This is a genomic window from Arthrobacter sp. NPDC090010 (assembly GCF_044748305.1).
Lineage (GTDB): Bacteria > Actinomycetota > Actinomycetes > Actinomycetales > Micrococcaceae > Arthrobacter_E.
This window is the reverse complement of sequence record NZ_JBIVFT010000002.1, coordinates 529,952-548,690: the sequence shown is the minus strand read 5'-3', so window position 1 is coordinate 548,690 and position 18,739 is coordinate 529,952. Positions and strand designations below refer to the sequence as shown.

General features: G+C 66.9%; 15 protein-coding genes. 8 read left to right on the top strand and 7 right to left on the bottom strand.

Going from position 1 to position 18,739, the window contains the following annotated elements; translation table 11 throughout:
* Positions 1-185 precede the first annotated feature (185 nt).
* Entirely contained in the window at positions 186-1,133 is a 948-nt protein-coding gene (locus tag ACIPXZ_RS05350) for a hypothetical protein (RefSeq protein WP_400591081.1), read from the top strand.
* Between the two features lie 79 nt (positions 1,134-1,212).
* On the opposite strand, the gene purL is transcribed toward ACIPXZ_RS05350, so the two are convergent.
* Genes purL through purS form a run of 3 tightly spaced genes read right to left on the bottom strand, consistent with a single transcriptional unit; the run spans position 1,213 to position 4,533 of the window.
* Entirely contained in the window at positions 1,213-3,522 is a 2,310-nt protein-coding gene (purL, locus tag ACIPXZ_RS05345) for a phosphoribosylformylglycinamidine synthase subunit PurL (RefSeq protein WP_400591080.1), read from the bottom strand.
* On the bottom strand, positions 3,522-4,280 hold the full coding sequence (purQ, locus tag ACIPXZ_RS05340) for a phosphoribosylformylglycinamidine synthase subunit PurQ (RefSeq protein ID WP_400591079.1): 759 nt from the start codon (positions 4,278-4,280) through the stop codon (positions 3,522-3,524). Before purQ ends, purL begins: the two co-directional genes overlap by 1 nt.
* Before the next feature lies 1 nt (position 4,281).
* Complete coding sequence (purS, locus tag ACIPXZ_RS05335) at positions 4,282-4,533, bottom strand: phosphoribosylformylglycinamidine synthase subunit PurS (protein ID WP_305995538.1); 252 nt, start codon at positions 4,531-4,533, stop codon at positions 4,282-4,284.
* Between the two features lie 225 nt (positions 4,534-4,758).
* Here purS and ACIPXZ_RS05330 point away from each other — a divergent pair, with 225 nt between their 5' ends.
* Both ACIPXZ_RS05330 and ACIPXZ_RS05325 read left to right on the top strand, forming a co-directional pair.
* Entirely contained in the window at positions 4,759-5,196 is a 438-nt protein-coding gene (locus ACIPXZ_RS05330) for a YchJ family protein (RefSeq protein WP_400591078.1), read from the top strand.
* 165 nt (positions 5,197-5,361) lie between these two features.
* Positions 5,362-8,508 carry a S8 family serine peptidase gene (locus ACIPXZ_RS05325; protein ID WP_400591077.1) on the top strand — a complete coding sequence of 1,049 codons (3,147 nt, stop codon included), beginning with the start codon at positions 5,362-5,364 and terminating at the stop codon, positions 8,506-8,508.
* Between the two features lie 63 nt (positions 8,509-8,571).
* On the opposite strand, the gene ACIPXZ_RS05320 is transcribed toward ACIPXZ_RS05325, so the two are convergent.
* The 4 genes from ACIPXZ_RS05320 to ACIPXZ_RS05305 form a co-directional block, all read right to left on the bottom strand.
* Entirely contained in the window at positions 8,572-9,054 is a 483-nt protein-coding gene (locus tag ACIPXZ_RS05320; RefSeq protein ID WP_400591076.1) for a GNAT family N-acetyltransferase, read from the bottom strand.
* 115 nt (positions 9,055-9,169) lie between these two features.
* Entirely contained in the window at positions 9,170-9,529 is a 360-nt protein-coding gene (locus ACIPXZ_RS05315) for a serine protease inhibitor (RefSeq protein WP_400591075.1), read from the bottom strand.
* The gene (locus ACIPXZ_RS05310; protein ID WP_400591109.1) at positions 9,526-10,464 is read right to left on the bottom strand and encodes a 3-methyladenine DNA glycosylase; all 939 of its coding nucleotides are present in this window, start codon (positions 10,462-10,464) and stop codon (positions 9,526-9,528) included. The genes ACIPXZ_RS05315 and ACIPXZ_RS05310 overlap by 4 nt, the downstream gene beginning before the upstream one ends.
* A 413-nt stretch (positions 10,465-10,877) precedes the next feature.
* Entirely contained in the window at positions 10,878-12,203 is a 1,326-nt protein-coding gene (locus ACIPXZ_RS05305; RefSeq protein ID WP_400591074.1) for an AI-2E family transporter, read from the bottom strand.
* A gap of 175 nt (positions 12,204-12,378) precedes the next feature.
* On the opposite strand from ACIPXZ_RS05305, the gene ACIPXZ_RS05300 reads away from it, so the two are divergent.
* The 5 genes from ACIPXZ_RS05300 (at position 12,379) to nagB (ending at position 18,685) form a co-directional block, all read left to right on the top strand.
* Positions 12,379-14,223: a hypothetical protein gene (locus ACIPXZ_RS05300; protein WP_400591073.1), complete on the top strand. Its 1,845-nt coding sequence runs from the start codon at positions 12,379-12,381 to the stop codon at positions 14,221-14,223.
* Positions 14,224-14,296: 73 nt separating this feature from the next.
* The gene (locus ACIPXZ_RS05295; RefSeq protein ID WP_400591072.1) at positions 14,297-15,274 is read left to right on the top strand and encodes a tetratricopeptide repeat protein; all 978 of its coding nucleotides are present in this window, start codon (positions 14,297-14,299) and stop codon (positions 15,272-15,274) included.
* 172 nt (positions 15,275-15,446) lie between these two features.
* A complete protein-coding gene (locus ACIPXZ_RS05290; protein ID WP_400591071.1) occupies positions 15,447-16,259 on the top strand; it encodes an ABC transporter ATP-binding protein in 813 nt (270 codons plus the stop codon).
* A complete protein-coding gene (locus ACIPXZ_RS05285) occupies positions 16,241-17,812 on the top strand; it encodes a transporter (RefSeq protein ID WP_400591070.1) in 1,572 nt (523 codons plus the stop codon). Before ACIPXZ_RS05290 ends, ACIPXZ_RS05285 begins: the two co-directional genes overlap by 19 nt.
* Positions 17,813-17,902: 90 nt before the next feature.
* Positions 17,903-18,685 carry a glucosamine-6-phosphate deaminase gene (gene nagB, locus ACIPXZ_RS05280; protein ID WP_400591069.1) on the top strand — a complete coding sequence of 261 codons (783 nt, stop codon included), beginning with the start codon at positions 17,903-17,905 and terminating at the stop codon, positions 18,683-18,685.
* Positions 18,686-18,739: the final 54 nt, after the last annotated feature.

The window sequence follows — 18,739 nt, the reverse complement described above, 5'->3', positions numbered from 1 at the left end:
GGGCGGGGGGGCCCGCCCGGGGCCCCCCCCCCCCCCGCCGGTGCCCGGGTGATTGCGGGCCCCCCCCCCCCCGCCGGGGCGGGTGGGTGGTTTGTGGGCCCCCAAACCCCCACAACCACGGAGCAGTCGATGGTGCCTGTGGATAGCTTCTGCGGGGTGACACTCTTCTCTGCTGGGATGGGCGAATGAAGACCCCGAGACGCCTGCCCCCGGAGCTGGAGGACCGTCCGTTCACCTTCGAGGAGGCCCGCCGTCGCGGTGTGAGTCTGAGGCGGCTGCGGCACGGGTCCCTGGAGCCTCTGGGGAAAGGTCTCCGGACGGCCGTCTCCCTGGACCGGATCCCGCTCCTGGAGCGCGTCCGTCCGTTTCTTGACGTCAATGATCGCTGCGCGGTCTCACACCTCACGGCGGCTGAGCTCGGGGGTCTTCCGAGCCGAAGGAGGATAAGCGAGACCATGACATTTCACGTGATCCGGCCCGAGGGGTCAGCGGATCTCAAACGGCCCCGTGTGGTGGTGCACCGGGCGAAACTCTACGACGACGAAATCACCACCTACCAGGGCGTCCGGATCACAACACCCGAGCGCACGTGGCTCGATCTGGCCGAGATGCTCACCGTCGATGAGCTGGTGGTCGCCGGGGACCACCTGGTCCGTATCCCATACCCCGAGTTCGAAGACCGGACGGCGCCGCTGTGCACGGTGGCGGACCTTCAACGGATGATCGATCGGCACAAGGGAAAGCGCGGGCTCAGGAAGGCGAAGCTCGCCCTCCAGCTCATCCGGGAGGGGTCTGATTCACCGCAGGAGACGCTGCTCAGGCTCGCGATAGGACGGGCCGGTCTGCCCGAACCGGAACTCAACGTCCCAGTGGAGGAAGGAAGACCCGGCAGGCGGGTGCAGCCCGATCTTTCGTACCGTCAGTACCGCATCGCCATCGAGTACGAGGGCGATGGTCACGGCGAGGAATCCCAGATCGTCCGGGACATCGCGCGTTCGGAACGCTACCGGGAGCTGGACTGGGTCGAGGTCAGGATTTCGAAGCGGCACATGCAGAATGACGCCGGCTCTGCCGTGGCGAAGATCCGGACTGCTCTGATCCAGGCCGGATGGCGCCCGGGCCGTGGCGCTTAAAAGCGACTGCTCCGTAGGTGTCGTTCTGAGGGCTCAAAACGACACCTACGGAGCAGTCGATGCTCAGGAGGGAAAGAGATCAGCCGAAGTACTTCGGCAGGGTCCCCTCGTGGGCTTCACGGAGTGCGTCCAGCGGGAGCGAATCCACGCCGGCGATCTCCACAGCGTTGATCGCGGAATCCACGACGCCGATACGGGCGTGGGCGAAACCACGGGCCGAACACATGTCGTTGAAACGCACTTCCTCGCTCCTCGGCACGGAGACCACGGCACGTGCCTGCGACTCGGAGAACAGCAGCGTGAACAGGTCCACGCCGTCACGCTCCGCCACCTCGTCCAGGGCGATCCGTGCACCGACGCCGTAACGCAGTGCCGACTCCACGAGAGCCGCGGCGAGGCCGCCCTCGGAGAGGTCGTGCGCTGCGTCGATGAGGCCATCGCGGGAGGCGTTGATCAGGATCTCGCTCAGAGTGCGCTCGGCGGAGAGATCCACGCGCGGCGGAACACCGCCGAGGTGACCCCGCAGATTCGCCCACTCGGAGCCGTCCAGCTCATCCGCCGTCGTGCCCAGCAGGTAGACGGCCTGGCCGTCCTCACGCCAGCCCGAGGGCGTGCGGCGCGCGACGTCGTCGAGCTTGCCGAGCACCGCGACCACGGGGGAGGGGTGGATGGCGGTGGTGCCGGTCTGGTTGTACAGGGAGACGTTGCCGCCCGTGACGGGGACACCGAGCTCCATGCAGGCATCGGACAGGCCGCGGATGGCCTCGGCGAGCTGCCACATGACGTCCGGGTCCTCGGGGGAACCGAAGTTCAGGCAGTCGGAGACGGCCATCGGCACGGCACCTGCGGTGGCGACGTTGCGGTACGCCTCGGCGAGGGCCAGCTGCGCACCCTGGTACGGGTCCAGGAAGGTGTAGCGGCCGTTGGCATCGGTGGAGAGCGCGACGCCGAGGCCGGTCTCCTCGTCCACGCGGACCACTCCGGCGTCGTCCGGGAACGCCAGGGCGGTGTTGCCGCCGACGTAACGGTCGTACTGCTTGGTGATCCAGGACTTGTCGCAGAGGTTCGGGCTGGAGACCAGCTCGGTGACGGCGGCAGCCAGGGAGCCGGAGTCCGCCGGACGTGCCGAGTCGGCGGCGGAGCCGTTGAAGCCGGAGGCCTGCAACTCGTCCTGCCAGGACGGGCGGGCGAAGGGACGGTCGTAGACCGGGCCGTCATGCGCGACCGTCTTCGGATCCACGTCCACGATCACTTCGCCGTCCCAGGTGATGATGAGGCGGCCGGTGTCGGTGACCTCGCCGAGCCAGGAGTACTCCACGGCCCACTTGTCCATGACGGCCTCGAACGCCTCGACGTTCTCCGGCGTCACGACGGCCATCATGCGCTCCTGGGACTCGGACATGAGGATCTCGCCCGGGGTCAGGGTGGGGTCGCGGAGCAGGACGCTGGTCAGCTCGACCTGCATGCCGCCGTCGCCGTTGGAGGCCAGCTCCGAGGTGGCGCAGGAGATGCCCGCGGCACCCAGGTCCTGGATGCCCTCCACCAGGGAGTGCTTGAACAGCTCGAGGCAGCACTCGATGAGCACCTTCTCGGCGAACGGGTCGCCCACCTGCACGGCGGGGCGCTTCGAGGGCTTGGTGTCGTCGAAGGACTCGGAGGCCAGCACGGAGGCGCCGCCGATGCCGTCGCCGCCCGTTCGGGCGCCGAACAGCACCACCCTGTTGCCCCTGCCGGAGGCGTTGGCCAGGCGGATGTCCTCGTGGCGCATGACGCCCACGGCCAGGGCGTTCACCAGCGGGTTCCCCTGGTAGATGGAGTCGAAGACCATCTCGCCGCCGATGTTCGGCAGGCCGAGGGAGTTTCCGTAGCCGCCGATGCCGGCCACGGCTCCGTGCATGACGCGCGCGGTGTCCGGATGGTCGATGGCGCCGAAACGCAGCGGATCCATGACGGCCACGGGACGGGCACCCATGGAGATGATGTCACGCACGATACCGCCGATGCCGGTGGCGGCACCCTGGTAGGGCTCCACGAACGACGGCGAGTTGTGCGACTCGATCTTGAAGGTCACGGCCCAGCCGTCACCCAGGTTGGTGACACCGGCGTTCTCGCCGATGCCGACCAGCATGTCCTTCTTCATCTCCTCGGTGACCTTCTGGCCGAACTGGCGCAGGTGGTTCTTGGAGGACTTGTAGGAGCAGTGCTCGCTCCACATGACGGAGTACATGGCCAGCTCGGCACCGGTGGGACGGCGGCCCAGGAGCTTGACGATCTCCTCGAACTCGTTCTGCTTCAGACCCAACTCGGCCCACGGCAGCTCCACCGCAGGGGTGGCGGCCGCATTGGCGACGGTGTCGATGTTGAACTTGGCGGTGGTGGTCTCGGTCATCACTTTCCTCCCACGATCTTGCTCAGCACGGACGTGAAGAAACCGAGGCCGTCCACGGAGTATCCGCCCTCGGACTCGGGGCCGAAACCGGCTTCCACAGCGTGCTCGGGGTGCGGCATGAGGCCCACCACGTTGCCGGCGGCGTTGCTGATGCCGGCGATGTCGCGGCGCGAACCGTTCGGATTGAAGCCGACGTAGCGGAAGACCACGCGGCCCTCGCCCTCGAGCTCATCCAGGGTCTTCTCGTCCGCGATGTACTGGCCGTCCTGGTTCTTCAGCGGGACGGTGATCTCCTGGCCCTGCGTGTAGTCGGCGGTCCAGGCGGTGTTGGCGTTCTCCACGCGCAGCACCTGGTCGCGGCAGATGAACTTCAGGTGGTCGTTCTTCACCATGGAGCCCGGCAGCAGATGGGATTCGGTGAGGATCTGGAAGCCGTTGCAGATGCCCAGCACCGGCAGCTTCGCATCGGAGTTCGCGGCATCCACGATCTTGCCCATCAGTGGGGCGAAGCGGGCGATGGCCCCGGCGCGCAGGTAGTCGCCGTAGGAGAAACCGCCGGGGACGACGACGGCGTCGACGTCCGCGAGCTCGGTGTCCGCGTGCCACAGGGAGACGGCCTCGGCGCCGGCGAGACGCACGGCGCGGGCGGCGTCGCGGTCATCCAGCGTCCCGGGGAAGGTCACGACGCCGATCCGGGCACCGGCGAGCGGGGCGATGGCCGCTGCTGCGACCTCGCCGATCAGAGGGATTTCCGTCATGTCAGGCCTCGACGACCTGGACGTTGACGACGTCCTCGATGACCGGGTTGGAGAGGAGGGTTTCGGCGGCCTCGCGTGCCTTGGCCAGCACGTCCTCGGTCACCTCACCCTCGACCTCGAGCTCAAAGCGCTTGCCCTGGCGGACCGAGGTGAAATCGGTGAAGCCCAGACGGGGCAGTGCTCCCACGATGGCCTTGCCCTGCGGGTCAAGGATCTCGGGCTTGGGCATGACGTCGACGACGATCCGGGGCATCCGGCAACTCCTGTGTGCGTGCGTGCGTTGAACCTGGGCCGGGGTGTCGTCCCAGGCCAGAGCCGTCACGGAGTGTTGCCGTCTCACGCGCTTTCCGCTTCCAGGTCTCAGCTTCTTCAAGAAGGCCGCGATTGCAGGAAAACGGGGGCAGCGACGCTCCGCGAGCTTGCACTTTCCATTCTACCGGGTGCGGCAGACGTCATTCGCCCCGCCTACCCTGGAGGAATGAGCCTTGCCGACGCCCCGGAGAACTGCCCGTGTCTGAGCGGCGAGAGGTATGCGCAGTGCTGTGGCCGGTACCACTCGGGGGAGGCCTCGGCGCCGACCGCGGAAGCGCTCATGCGGTCGCGGTACAGCGCCTTCGCCGTGGGTGATGCGGGCTACTTGCTGGCGAGCTGGCACCCCAGCACACGGCCCGCGGAACTTGACCTCGACCCGGCCATCCGATGGGTCCGTCTCGACATTCTCGCCACCCGTGCCGGAGGCCCCTTCGACGCGGAGGGGAGCGTCACCTTCCGCGCCCATTACCGGGTTCCCGCGGACGACGGCGGCGGGCGTCCGCCGTCGTCGTCCTGGCAGCGCGGGACACAGGAGGAGGCCAGCCGCTTCCTGCGGGAAGGCGGCCGCTGGTACTACCTCGATGGGGAACCCGGCGAAGAATAGATCATCAAACCGAGAACAAACTATGAAATAACTCTGTCACAAGTGGGTGCTGCTCCATTAGGGTAAGTGTCAACTTGGCTGTGACGCGCATAACAATGCGCTGTGGGCCGGGTGTCACCTCTGGTCAAGGGACCGGAGGACTCTTTGTGAAAGGTTCACACACCCATGAGAAGAACAGGGAAGAGTTTCCTGCGTGCCAGGGGGATCAGCAAGGTCCTGGCCGTCGGGGTCAGCCTTCCGGTGCTGCTGAGCACTGCGGTGATGCCGGCGGTTCAGGCCGCCCCCGCCGTGGCGCCCGGACAGACGGGGAGCCAGCAGTTCCAGGCCGGCCGGTACATCGTCGTGCTGGCTGAGAAGCCTGCGGCGAGCTACGAAGGCGGGACGGCCGGCCTCGCAGCCACCAAGCCGGAGGACGGCAAGAAGCTGGACGCCGGAAACCAGAACGTCAAGCGGTACCGGCAGCATCTGGAAACCGTGCAGAAGCAGGTGGCGGGCGAGGAGGGCGTCGCCATCAAGAAGAGCTTCTCCACTGCGCTGAACGCCTTCACCGCGCAGTTGAGTGCCGAGCAGGCCAGCACTCTCGCGAAGGACTCCAAGGTCCTGACCGTGGCGCCGGACCGCGAGTACGCGCCCGACTACTCCACCACCGACTTCCTGAAGCTGCCCGGCAAAACCGGTGTGTGGCAGCAGCAGTTCGGCGGGGTCAAGAACGCCGGCAAGGGCGTCGTCGTCGGGGTCATCGACTCGGGGTACACCCCCAGCAGCCCGTTCTTCGCAGGTGACGACGTCAAGCCGCTGAAGGGCGAGCCGAAGGTCGGCCAGCCGTACCGCACCCCGGACGGCAAGATCGCCATGCTCAAGGCCGACGGTGAGACCTTCGTCGGTGACTGCCAGGCAGGGCAGGGCTTCGCCGGAACCGAGTGCAACTCCAAGGTGCTGTCAGCCCGCTACTTCGCAGACGACTTCCTGAACTACGTCCCGGCCGAGCACCGTGCTCCCGAGGAACTCCTCTCACCGGTCGACGTCGGAAGCCACGGAACGCACACCGCGAGCACCGCGGCGGGCAACGCCAACGTCCGGGCGAACCTTGGCGACCGCGACATGGGCATCACGAGCGGTGTCGCCCCCGCGGCCAAGCTCTCCATCTACAAGGTCTGCTGGGAGGATGACGATCCCAACACGGGTGGCTGCTACTCCTCGTCCTCTGTCGCCGCCATCGACCAGGCGATCCTGGACGGCGTGGATGTCCTGAACTACTCGATCTCGGGCAGTGCCACGAGCACCACGGACCCGGTCTCCCTGGCCTTCCTGTCCGCGGTCTCCGCCGGCGTCTTCGTCTCGGTCTCGGCCGGCAACAGCGGCCCGGACGCCAGCACCGTGAACCACGGCGCCCCGTGGCTCACGACCGTGGCCGCGAGCTCCTTCACGAGCGAGCTGCAGGGCACCGTCGAGTTCGAAGACGGCAGCAAGTACCGCGGTGCCAGCCTCATGTCCCATGAGGTGCCGTACAGCAACCTCGTGCTCTCCACCAATGCCGCATCGGGGACCGGCAATGCCGCCCTCTGCGCCCCTGACAGCCTTGATCCCGCCAAGGTGAGCGGAAAGATCGTGGTCTGTGACCGCGGCGTCGTCGACCGTGTGGCCAAGAGCGCAGAGGTCAAGCGCGCCGGTGGTGTCGGCATGGTTCTGGTGAACCTGACCCAGTCCAGCGAGGACGTGGACATGCACTCGGTGCCCACGGTCCACGTCAACCCGCCGGCCACACAGGCCATCAAGGACAAGGTGACGGCGAACCCGAACATCAAGGCCCGTCTGGTCAACCACGACACCACCGGTCTCCCGGTGGAGCCGCAGCCGCAGATCGCCGGTTTCTCCTCCCGCGGCCCGCTGCTGGCCACCGGCTCTGATCTGCTCAAGCCCGACGTCGCCGCCCCGGGTGTCGCCGTTCTGGCCGGTGTCTCGCCGATCGCCGAGCATGGAGCGCTCTTCGGCATGATGTCCGGCACTTCGATGGCCTCGCCGCACATCGCAGGATTCGGTGCGCTGGCTCTGTCCCAGCACCCGGACTGGTCCCCGGCCACCATCAAGTCGGCCCTCATGACCACCGCGACCGACGTCAAGAAGGCCGATGGCACCAAGGACACCGACCTCTTCGCAACCGGTGCCGGCCAGGTCAACCCGGGCGGCTTCATGGATCCGGGCCTCGTTTACGATGCGGGCCAGGACGATTACCTGAAGTTCATCCAGGGCCAGGGCTTCGATCTCGGCATCCCGGGACTCGGCACCACCCAGGCCCGTGACATGAACGTCCCGTCCTTCGCGCTGGGCAACCTGACCGGCCGGATCGAAGTCACCCGCACCGTGACGGCCCTGACCCCAGGGCTCTACCGTGCGACGGCCAACGTTCCGGGCGTCAACGTCAAGGTGACGCCGAGCGTGCTGAACTTCTCGGCGGCAGGTCAGAAGAAGACCTTCAAGGTCTCCTTCGAGAATGCCGGGGCTTCCCTGGGCCAGTTCGCCATGGGCAGCCTGAGCTGGCAGGGCAACGGCAAGAAGGTGACGTCCCCGATCACGGTCCGTCCTCAGTCGGCCGTCGCTCCGAGCAGCCTGAGCTTCACCACGTCCAAGGCGACCGGCAGCGCGAGCATCCCGGTGACCTCCGGCAGCGACCGTCCTACGAAGCTGACGCTGGACGGCCTGTCCAAGGCCGACGCCACGGCGATCCAGCTGGTCCCCGGACCGGCCTCGGCGTCGGCGGATGCCTCCAACGCGACGAAGACGGTGACGGTTCCGGCCGGTACCCCGTTCGCCCGCTTCGCGGTGGTCTCCTCGGATGACAAGGCGGACTTCGACCTGGTGGTCCTCGGACCCAACGGCAAGACCTACACCGCGTCAACGGCTGCTGCGAGCGAGTCGGTTTCGCTGACCAACCCGGCTCCCGGGCAGTACACGCTCGTGACGAACCTGTACGCGAGCCCGGGCAACGCGGCCACCAAGGCCAGTCTTGAGGCGTCGATCCTCGGCTCCAAGGTCGGCAACGCCACGGTGGCGCCGAACCCGCTGGTGCTCAAGAACGGCAAGAGCGGCAAGATCACCTTGGCGTGGAACGGGCTGACCCCCGGTTCCTACATCGGTCGTGTCAGCTTCGACGGCTCCACGTCTCAGACGTTCGTGAACGTCGTGGTGACCGCTTCCGGCACCGCTGCGGCGGCTCCGGCCGTGGAGAGCCCGGATGCAGGAGTTCGTGCCAAGGCCGAACAGGAACTCCAGAAGCGTCCCGATCTCAATGACGACTCGGTCGTCGTGAAGTAACGCACGCAAGGAACCCGAAGGGCCGGTGGGATGAGATCCCGCCGGCCCTTCGGGTTTCCGGTGTCAGAGCTCTTTGAAGTAGACCGCCACAGGGATCTGGACGCATCCGAGGCTTTCGTAGAGGGCCCGGGCAGGGGAGTGGTACGGATCCCCGCCGGTGGCGATTTCCATGATCCTGGCGCCCATCGATTTCATCGTCGACATGGCATGCCCGCACAGCGCCCGGCCGGTGCCCTGGTGGCGGAGCGCGGGCTCGACGGCCAGCAACTCGATTTCACCGTGGCCTCGTTCCGGGTCGACATTCCAGGCGACGAACCCGGCAATGCGCCCGGCATCGTCCGCGACGTCGATGTACCGCAGGCGCTCCGGGTCGTGGAGTCCGGCGAGCTGCCGTTCATAGTCGGCCCGCCAGTCGCCGTGTTGAACGGCGAAGATCGTCTCACCCATCAAGGGCCGGAAACCGTCCTCGTAGAACGGGGCGAAGACGCGGTGTGTGAGATCGATGAGCCGATGATGGTCTTGAGGGGAAAATGCCCGGATATCCATGCTGGAACCTTTCGCTGCTGAACGTGTCGTCTGATTCCCCGGCGTCCCGTTTCCGGAGCCAGGGGTTCAGTCGTTGCGGACACGATCCGCTGCGAAGCATTCCATGGACGACATACTAGGCTTCCGTGGAACTCCCGAACAGTGGTCCCAGCGCATCCCAGCGCGCTGTTTCGCGGGAATCCGTGCGGCTGAATTCCTGACTCACGGCCCGTCCGTTCAGAGTTCCGGTGACGTGCGCCCGTTCCGGGCCACCGAACACGGGGCGCGGTGCCGAGATCTCCTGACCCGCCCCTTTCGGCGGCAGGGCAGGCAGCAGGAGCCGTTCGCCGTAGCGGACGACGGCGTCGTACGCTGCCTGCGCATCCGGCACGGTGCTCTCCGGCAGGACGCCGTCGGGCCCGGCCGCGAGACGGAAGCTCTGCTCGTCCGCTCCGGGGGAGACGATGATGGTGACGACGAGATCAATGGTGTTCATGCTGCCTCTCCGGCCCGGGGGAGCGAGGTGTCCAATAGCCCGAGGAAACGCTCCCGCAATTCCTGGGACTGATGGGAGAATTCCCGCTGATGGGCGACGTATTCCGCCTTGCCTTCAGTCGTCTCGATGCGGATGGCGGGGTAGCCCCAGTCTGAGAGTTCATAGGGTGAGGCCTGCATGTCCATGGCGCGGATGCGGTAGGAGAGTTCGAAGCAGTCCATCAGGAACTCGCTCGGCAGGAGCGGGCTGAGCTTGTACGCCCACTTGTAGACATCCATGTTCGCGTGCAGACAGCCCGGCTGCTCCAGCTCGCGCTGCGTGCTCCGCGTCGGCTGCAGTTCATTCAACGGGACGGCGTCCGGGGTGTAGAAACGGAAGGCATCGAAATGGCTGCACCGGATGCGGTGCTCCTCGACCACCTGATCCGTGCCTCCGCCGCCCAGACGCAGCGTCAGATACTCGTGCCGGAGCTGGAACTTCTCCTGCCGGTACACCATGGCCCACTCGTGGAGCCCGAAGCAGCCGAATTGCGCCGGCCGGGCGAGGGTTCCACCGAGGATGATGCGGGCGAAGTCCACGGCTTCCCTGCGATCCGCGAGGAATGCCTCCGTGTCCACCGTGACGGCGGGGAGTCCGGGTTCCAGATGCAGCTCGGTGCGCTCGGTCTCGTCAAGGGCACGGTAGTGCTTCCAGCCCAGGCGTTCCTCGGCGGACGGCCCGGTCAGAACGGTCCCGGCACCCGGGTGCCAGCGGCGCAGCTGGCCGGGCTTATGGGTGTAGTAGGTGAAGAGGAAGTCCTCCACCGGATGTTTCCTCCCGGTGTGACGCCGCTGGAGGAACGGCACCGCGTACCGGTCCACCCTGGCTGCATGGGCCTGGGCGAGCGGCAGCCAGGCGTCCTGGGACAGGACGGCCGGAGATGCGGTGGGCGGGATTCTCACCCATCCATTATCCCGCGCTCGCGCAATGGCTGGATCTGCTTGCGGCCGGGCAGCGGCATCGCCGAGTTCGTGGGTTGCGGGGGTGTTGGTGGGGGTTTTTGCCGCCCACCACACCGAACCCCCCACACCGCCCCGGTTTTTATCCCCCCCCCCCGGGCCGGGGAGGGGGCACGGCCGGCCCGATGGGGGGGGGGCGGGCGGGGCGCCGGGGGGGGGGGGGGGGGCGGGGGTGGCGCGGCGCCGCCGCGCCCCCGGCCCGCCCCCCCCCCCCGCCCCCCCCGCGCCCCCGCGCCCCCCCCCCCCCCCCCCCCCCCGCCCCCCCCCCCCCCCCCCCCCCCCCCCCCACCGCCCCCCCCCCCCCCCCCCCCCCCCCCCCCCCCCGCCGTCGTTACCGAAGACCATGAAGCCTATTTGCGGTCCTGACGTGTCATGAGGACCTCCTTGATCAGGAGCATGATCGCCGCCGCGGTCGGGATGGCGATCAGGGCACCCAGGACGCCGAGCAGGGTACCGCCTGCGATCACGGAGATCACCGCCACCGAACCGGGCACCGAGACCGCCTTCTGCATGATCCGGGGCGAGACGAAATAGGCCTCGAACTGGAGGTAGGCGAAGTAGCAGATGGCGTAGATCAGAGCCGTCTGCCAACCCATGGTGAGCGCGACCAGCGTGACGAGGATGCCGGCGATCATTCCGCCCACGAGCGGGATGAAGGCGAGCAGTGCGACCACGAACGCGAGCAGCACCGAGAAAGGGACCTTCAGGATCGACATGATGATGAAGGCGAACGTGGCGTTCAACAGAGCCACACAGACCTGGCCGATCACGTAGTTGCCGACCGACCGGGTGATTTCCTCGGAGAGCTCCTCGACCCGGACCCGGCGGGAACGCGGTGCCAGACGGTACGCGAAGGCCTTCATGGAGGGCAGCGCCGCCAGGAAGTACAGCGTCAGGACCAGTACGATCAGTGCGCCGAAGAGCCCGTTCGCCACCGAGGTGCCGAACCCGACCAGACCGCCGAAGAGCCCTCCCACCGCGCTGGAGTCCTTGACGAGCTTCTGGACCTCCTCGGTGATGCGGTCCTTGAGGCCGAACTGCTCATTGAGGTTGTTGTAGAAGTCGGAGTGCAGGAAGTCACTGATCCAGACGGGACCCTGGGTGATGATCTGATTCACCTGGTCGACGACCGTGGGGATCAGGGTCGCGAAGAAGGCGCCGATGACGGCCAGAAGCGCGAGCAGCACGATCACGATGCCGGCCGGTCGGGGGATCTTGCGGCTTTCCAGGGTGCGGACCACGGGGTCCAGGCCAAGCGCGATGAACAGCGCGGCAAGAATCCAGAGGAGCAGCTGGGTGGTCTGGCTGGCGACATAGAACAGCAGGAGCGCGATACCGACGCCGGCCGTGAGAGTGAATCCGAGCAGGACCGGATGCTGCAGGGAGAGCACCTGGACGGGGCGGGAGGCCGGCTCCGCGGATTCGTCGTAGGGGACTTCTTCCGGGAGCGCGAAGTGCGGCCGGGGAAGGGCTCCGGGTACGGGGCGTCGCGCCTTGCTGAAGGCGCTCTTCAGCCGTCCGAGCAGACCGGGATCCTCGTCCTGCCGGGACGTGGAGTCCTTGGCGGGGTCGCCCTCTCCGATGGTCACCGTGGTGGCCTCTGAGGGGGCTGCGGGCTCCGTGCCCGACGGCGTCTCCTCCCCGGGAGAGCCGTGTTCCTGCTGCGGTTCGGTCATGGGTACTTCCTCGATGGCTTCTGGCGAATGATGCGGGCTCTGGAATCCTCCTCACAGTATCAGCGGGGGTCTTTTCACCGTGCTTTGCCAGGCCGTGTAAGGCCTCCCGCCTCGCTCTCACGGACCCCGAGCAGATACCATGAAGTAGACCGTGACCCCGATGTTAGGTGCATTTGTGCGAGTGAAGTCAGCGATCGCAGTCTTCGTCCTGGGGCTGGTGGCCCTTCTGGTCGGTATCGGCCAGAAGACCATCTGGGCCCCGCCGGACAGGCTGAGCGTTGCCCTTCCCGACTCGGTGAAGGCCGCGCCCGTGACCGTCCTGGACCCCTCTTTCGAGCGCCTCGGCGGTGGCCAGGTACAGCTCAAGGTGAAGGGCGAAGGCAGCTTTGTCGTCGCCACGGGACGTCCTGACGACGTCACCGCGTGGACCGGTAAGGCCGCCAGCAACACCGTCAGTGGTTTGAGCGAGGACGGCAAGAGCCTTGCGGTCAAGCACAACGACGGCGACGCGACAGTGCCGAACCCGGCGGATGCCGACATCTGGGCCTCCACCCAGAGCGGCAGCGGCGAGCTGAGCTTCTCCTGGGAGCCGCCGGCCTCCGGTGACTGGTCGATGGTCATCGCTTCTGACGGAACCAAGGCCGCCCCGGCACAGCTCGAGGTCAGTTACGCGAACAACGCCACCACCCCCTGGGCCGTTCCGCTCATGGTCATCGGCGGTGTCCTGATGCTGGGTGCCCTCCTCTTCGCGTTCCTCTTCGGTAAGCCCGGCAACCCCAAGAAGCCGGTGTCGAAGGACACAGGCGACGAGTCCGCGGAGAAGGACGAGCCCGAGAAGGGTGACGGCACGGCCGAGGACACCAAGACTGAGGAGACCAAGGCTGACGGCGAGCACGCCGAAGCGGGGGACTCCACTGCGGACACCGCGGGGGACCAGAAGACTTCGACGGATGCAGCCGACGAATCCGTCCCTGCCGAGTCCTCGGAGCCGAAGGATGAGGAGAAGCCGTCCTTGTTCCGCAGAATTCCGGCGCTCGCCGGTGCTCTGGCCTTGGCCGTGACCGGCGTCGGGCTCGCCCCCGCTCAGGCGGACAGCAGCCCCAGCCCCTCGGCGTCCGCCGATGCGCAGAGCCGCCCCTACCCGGTGATGACCGATCAGCAGTTGCAGCGCATTCTCGGCAAGACGGCCGATGTCGTCTCCAGTGCTGATGCGGCCAAGAACGCCAAGGATCTGGGAGCCCGGGCCGCTGGCGAGGCTCTCACGATCCGGACCCAGAACTACAAGATCCGCGCGGCCGTCGGAAGCTATGCTCCCGTCGCGCCGGTGTCCACGGACAAGCTCCTCACCAGCGTCGTGCCGCTGGAATCAGCCTGGCCGCGGACCATCATGGCGGTGACGCAGAGCAGCAAGAACCCCACCCCGCTCGTTCTGACCCTGCAGCAGGCCAGCGCACGGGAGAACTACAAGCTGATCAGCTCGTCCTACCTCCTGCCGGGCAATTCCTTCCCGGCGACGGACGCGGACGGACTCCAGGCCCTTGATCCCAAGACCTCCGACGGTCTGCTCAGCAGCCCGTCGGACGGGCTCACCGCCCTGATGGCCCGGTTGAAGGATCCCAAGAGCGCCGCGGCCGCGAAGTTCGGTGACAACACCTACTTCCAGCAGATGGACGCTTTCAAGAAGTCGGTGGTCGACCCGAAGAACAACGGTGCCAAAATCACGCCGAAGTTCGACTTCAAACTGGTCGGCAAGCCGGATGCAGCGTTCCGTTCCAGCGATGGCGGAGCCGTCGTGGTGGCCGATCTGGAACTCACCGTTTCGCTCGTCTCGCCTGAGAAGGGTGGCATCGTGGATCTTGACGCCCAGTCGGCAGCGCTTGCCGGCACCAAGAAGACCGACAAGAGCGTCACTCAGCACTTCATCGAATCGGTGGCTCTGAGGATCCCGCCCGCGGGTTCCAAGGACGGCTACACCCTGCTGTCGGCAGACAGCCACCTGACCGCCGTCACTCTGGGCTGAGGCCCGGAAGGACCGCACCACATCCATTCGTGAGCGCCGGGGGACCGGCGCTCATGTCTCCTAGGAGGAACCGTTGCCGCAGGCAGCACAGAACCCACTCGACTCCTTGGCCGGCCTCCGTGGCGCGGTGGACCTTTCGGCCTTGCGTGCCCGGGCTCAGGCCCCGGCCCGTCCGCAGCAGCCCGCGGGGGAGGACGGCCAGGACGGTGCCCAGCAGGCATCCGGGGCTTACCGGGCGGAGGTGACGGAAGCGAATTTCCAGGAAGTCGTCGAACTCTCGGTCCAGGTTCCTGTGATCCTGACCATGTGGGCTCAGTATTCACCGGAGTCGCAGCGCGTTCTGGGCCTGGTCGAGGAGCAGGTCAACCGCCAGGACGGCGCCATGGTTCTGGGCGCCGTGGACGTGGAGGCCTTCCCGCAGATCATGCAGGGGATGCAGATCTCCGCGGTTCCCGCAGCGGTCGCCGTGATCAAGGGTCAGCCGGTGCCGCTGTTCCAGGGGCCGGTGGAGGAGAGTCATCTCGACGCGCTCTTCGCGGAGTTGCTGCAGCTCGCTCAGGCGAACGGCGTGACGGGGCGTCTCGGCGGTGGTGTCGGAGAGCCTCAGGAAGCGGCCGGGGAGCCGCCCTTGCCACCTCTCCATCAGGAAGCACTGGATGCGATCGAATCCGGTGACTACGCCACGGCGGAACGGGCTTATCGCAAGGCCCTCGACGAGCAGCCTGCGGATGCCGAGGCCAAGGCCGGGCTCGCTCAGGTGCAGCTCCTGCAGCGCCTGGAGGGTCTCACGGCCGTCGACGCAACGCAGCTGCGTCAGGACGCCGCCGGTGCGCCGGACGACGTCGAACTTCAATTGCGTCTTGCAGACCTGGACGTTTCGGGCGGCCACGTTGAAGACGCTTTCGCCCGGGTGGTCGCGTTCATCGGCTCGCACTTCGGTCCCGAACGGGAGACCGCCCGCGTCCGCCTGCTGGAACTCTTCGAGGTGGTGGGCTCCAAGGATCCCCGGGTGGCCTCGGCCCGTCAGGCACTGGCCCGGGTCCTTTTCTGATCCAGCGGGGTCTGAGTCTGATCCAGCGAGGTCCGAACGGTCCAGCCCGCGCTGAACAGTCTCCACCAAGATCTGAACAGGGGCTGGACGCGGGGGACCGTCTGAAGGCGTAGGCGAAGATCGTCCTGAAGTAGCATCCCGGCTGGTGGGGACGCTTGTTAGCGTAAGCAGCATGACTCACTCGCAGCCGGAGACTCAACCGTACCCTCCGTCGTCCGCGCAAGCGGGGCCGACGCCGGCCATCGCACTGCGCGGTCTGGCCAAGCGCTTCGGCGAGAAGATCGCGGTGGACGGCATCAATCTCGATGTCCCCGTCGGTTCCTTCTTTGGCCTGGTGGGACCCAACGGAGCCGGCAAGACGACCACGCTGTCCATGGCGACGGGCCTGCTCCGTCCCGATTTCGGGACGGCGCACATCCTGGGCGTGGACATGTGGCAGGATCCGATCCAGGCCAAGAAGCTCCTCGGAACCTTGCCGGACGGGGTGCGGCTCTTCGACCGGCTCAGCGGTGAACAGCTGATCACTTATGCGGGTCTGCTGCGCGGCATGGACCGCCCGACGGTGAACGAGCGTGCCGCTGAGCTGCTGGCCGCCTTGGACCTGACCGCCGATGCGGGAAACCTCGTGGTGGACTACTCGGCCGGTATGACCAAGAAGATCGCGCTGGCTTCGGCGCTCATCCACGCCCCCCGTGTGCTGGTGCTCGACGAGCCGTTCGAAGCGGTGGACCCGGTGTCGTCAGCCAACATCATGGACATTCTCAAGGGTTTCGTTTCCTCCGGTGGCACGGTGGTCATCTCCAGTCACGTGATGGATCTGGTGCAGCGTCTTTGCGACCACGTCGCGGTGGTCGCCGGTGGACGGCTCCTCGCGGCAGGCACCGTGGACGAAGTGCGCGCCGGGGTGAGCCTGGAGGAACGCTTCGTGGACCTGGTGGGCGGCCGTCACGAGGGGGAGGGGCTCTCGTGGTTGCGACACTCCTGAGACTCAAGCTTCAGATCCTCGCGAACGGCTTCCGCCGCAGCCCGTGGCAGATCGTCGGGCTGGTGATCGGATCACTGTACGGGCTGGGTGTTCTCGGCTTCATGCTCGTGGGCCTCGTGCTGCTGCATGGGGTCGATACCGAGCTCGTGCGGACGATCCTCATCCTTGCGGGCTTCGCCGCGGTTCTCGGCTGGACCTTGATTCCGGTAGTGGCGTCCGGGGTGGACATGACCCTGGATCCTCAGCGTTTCGTCGCGTTCGGGATTCCGCAGCGGACGCTCATGACCGGCATGGCCTTGGCCGGACTGGTCGGAGTTCCCGGCCTGCTGACCGTCATCCTGAGCCTCGGTACCGTGATCAGCTGGTGGCGTTCGCCCCAGGAAGTGGTCGCCGCACTGCTCGGCGCGCTGCTGGGCATCGCGAGTTGCATGCTCTTCTCCCGCTGTGCCGCCGCCTGGGGGACGAACCTCGCGCAGTCCCGGCGCTTCCGGGAGATCGGCATGGTGCTGCTGATCGTGCCGCTCATGTTCCTCGGACCTTTGATTTCCGGCGCCGTGCGCGGCCTGAAGGACACGGCCGGCATGCTGCCGGACCTGGCTTCGGCCTTGGCATGGACGCCGTTCGGTGCCCCCTGGGCGCTGCCTGCCGACGTAGCCGTGGGGGACTACGTGGCGGCGGCGCTCAGGGTTCTCATCACTCTGGCCGGCCTCGCACTGGTCATGTGGCTGTGGAACGTCGCCATGGTGCGCTCCATGGTGAATCCTCCCCAGGTGAGCGGCGGCAAGCGCTCGGCGGGCAAGCTCGGTTTCTTCAACGTCTTCCCGGCCACCCCGACCGGGGCCGTCGCGGCCAGGACCGCGAGCTATTGGTTCAGGGACCCGCGGTACGCCGGTTCCCTGCTGGTGGTGCCGTTGCTCCCTGTGGTCCTCTACCTGAACGGCGTGCGGCAGGGGAACTATGAAGCGCTTCTGCTGTCCGGTCCTCTGGTGGCCTTCCTGATGGCCTGGAGCATCAGCTCGGACGTCTCCTACGATGACACCGCGTTCGCCCTGCACGTCTCCACCGGAACGCCGGGCCGTGCTGATCGCTGGGGCCGCGTGCTCGGCTGCTGCATCCTGGGAATCCCCGCCGTCCTCGTGTTGCTCCTGGCGTCGATCGCGTTGAGCGGCCGCTGGGATCTTCTGCCCGGCATGGTCGGAACGAGTGCCGGTGTCTTCATGACGGGAATGGGGTTGGCCTCCGTGCTGTCCGCCCGCTATGTCACGGCGGTACCGAAGCCGGGGGAGAGCCCGTTCAAGACGCCTCCGGGCGGCAAGGGGCTCACGCTCGCCGTCCAGGGGTTGGGAATGCTCGTCCTGCTGGCGCTTTGCCTGCCGCAGGCGGTGCTGATGCTCGTCGAACTGTTCACCGGGAACCACATGCTGGGATGGATCAACCTGGTGTTCGGCACTGCGCTCGGGGCTGTGCTGCTGTGGCTTGGAGTCCGGATCGGCGGTCGGGATATTGATCGTCGAGGACCTGAACTTTTAGCGCAATTGATCAAAAATAGCTAACTTCACTCATCTTCTATCGTTTTTTGCGGTCCGACTGTATAAGATCGAAGCAGTCGCAGCTCACTGAGTCAGAAATGAGGCCGCAAGAGCATGGAAGTTGTCATCCTCCCCGATGCCGCTCGCATCGGAGCCATGGCGGCGGACGCCATCGAGGCATTGCTGAAGCGCAAGCCGGAGGCGGTTCTCGGCCTGGCCACGGGTTCCTCGCCCCTGCCGATCTATGACGAGCTTGCCCGGCGGCATGCGGAGAACGGCCTCGACTTCTCGCGCGCTCACGGCTTCGCCCTCGATGAGTACGTCGGGCTCCCGCTGGGACACCCCGAGTCGTACCGCGAGGTGATCCGCCGTGAGTTCAGCGATCGGGTCAACATCAACCCGGAGAACGTCCACAGCCCCAATGGAGCAGCCGCGGACATCCAGGCGGCCAGCCAGGAGTACGAGGACGCCATCAAGGCCGCGGGCGGGGTGGATCTCCAGATCCTCGGCGTGGGCACGGACGGTCACATCGGTTTCAACGAGCCGGGCTCCTCCCTCGCCAGCCGGACCCGCATCAAGACGCTCATCGAGCAGACCCGCAAGGACAATGCGCGCTTCTTCTCGAGCATCGACGAGGTGCCCCACCACGTGGTGACGCAGGGGCTGGGCACCATCATGGATGCCCGGCACGTGGTCCTGGTGGCCACCGGGGCGCAGAAGGCCCAGGCGGTTCACGACTTCGTCGAAGGTCCCGTCTCAGCGATCTGTGCGGCATCGGTGCTGCAATTGCATCCGCACGCCACGATCCTGATCGATGAGGCGGCTGCGTCCTCCTTGCGGCTCGCGGACTACTACCGGCACACCTTCGAAAGCAAGCCGGCCTGGCAGGGCCTCTAGGGCCTGAGGAATGCCGGGGCGACACGCCCGGAGCCCCGCTGAAGCGCGCCGCGG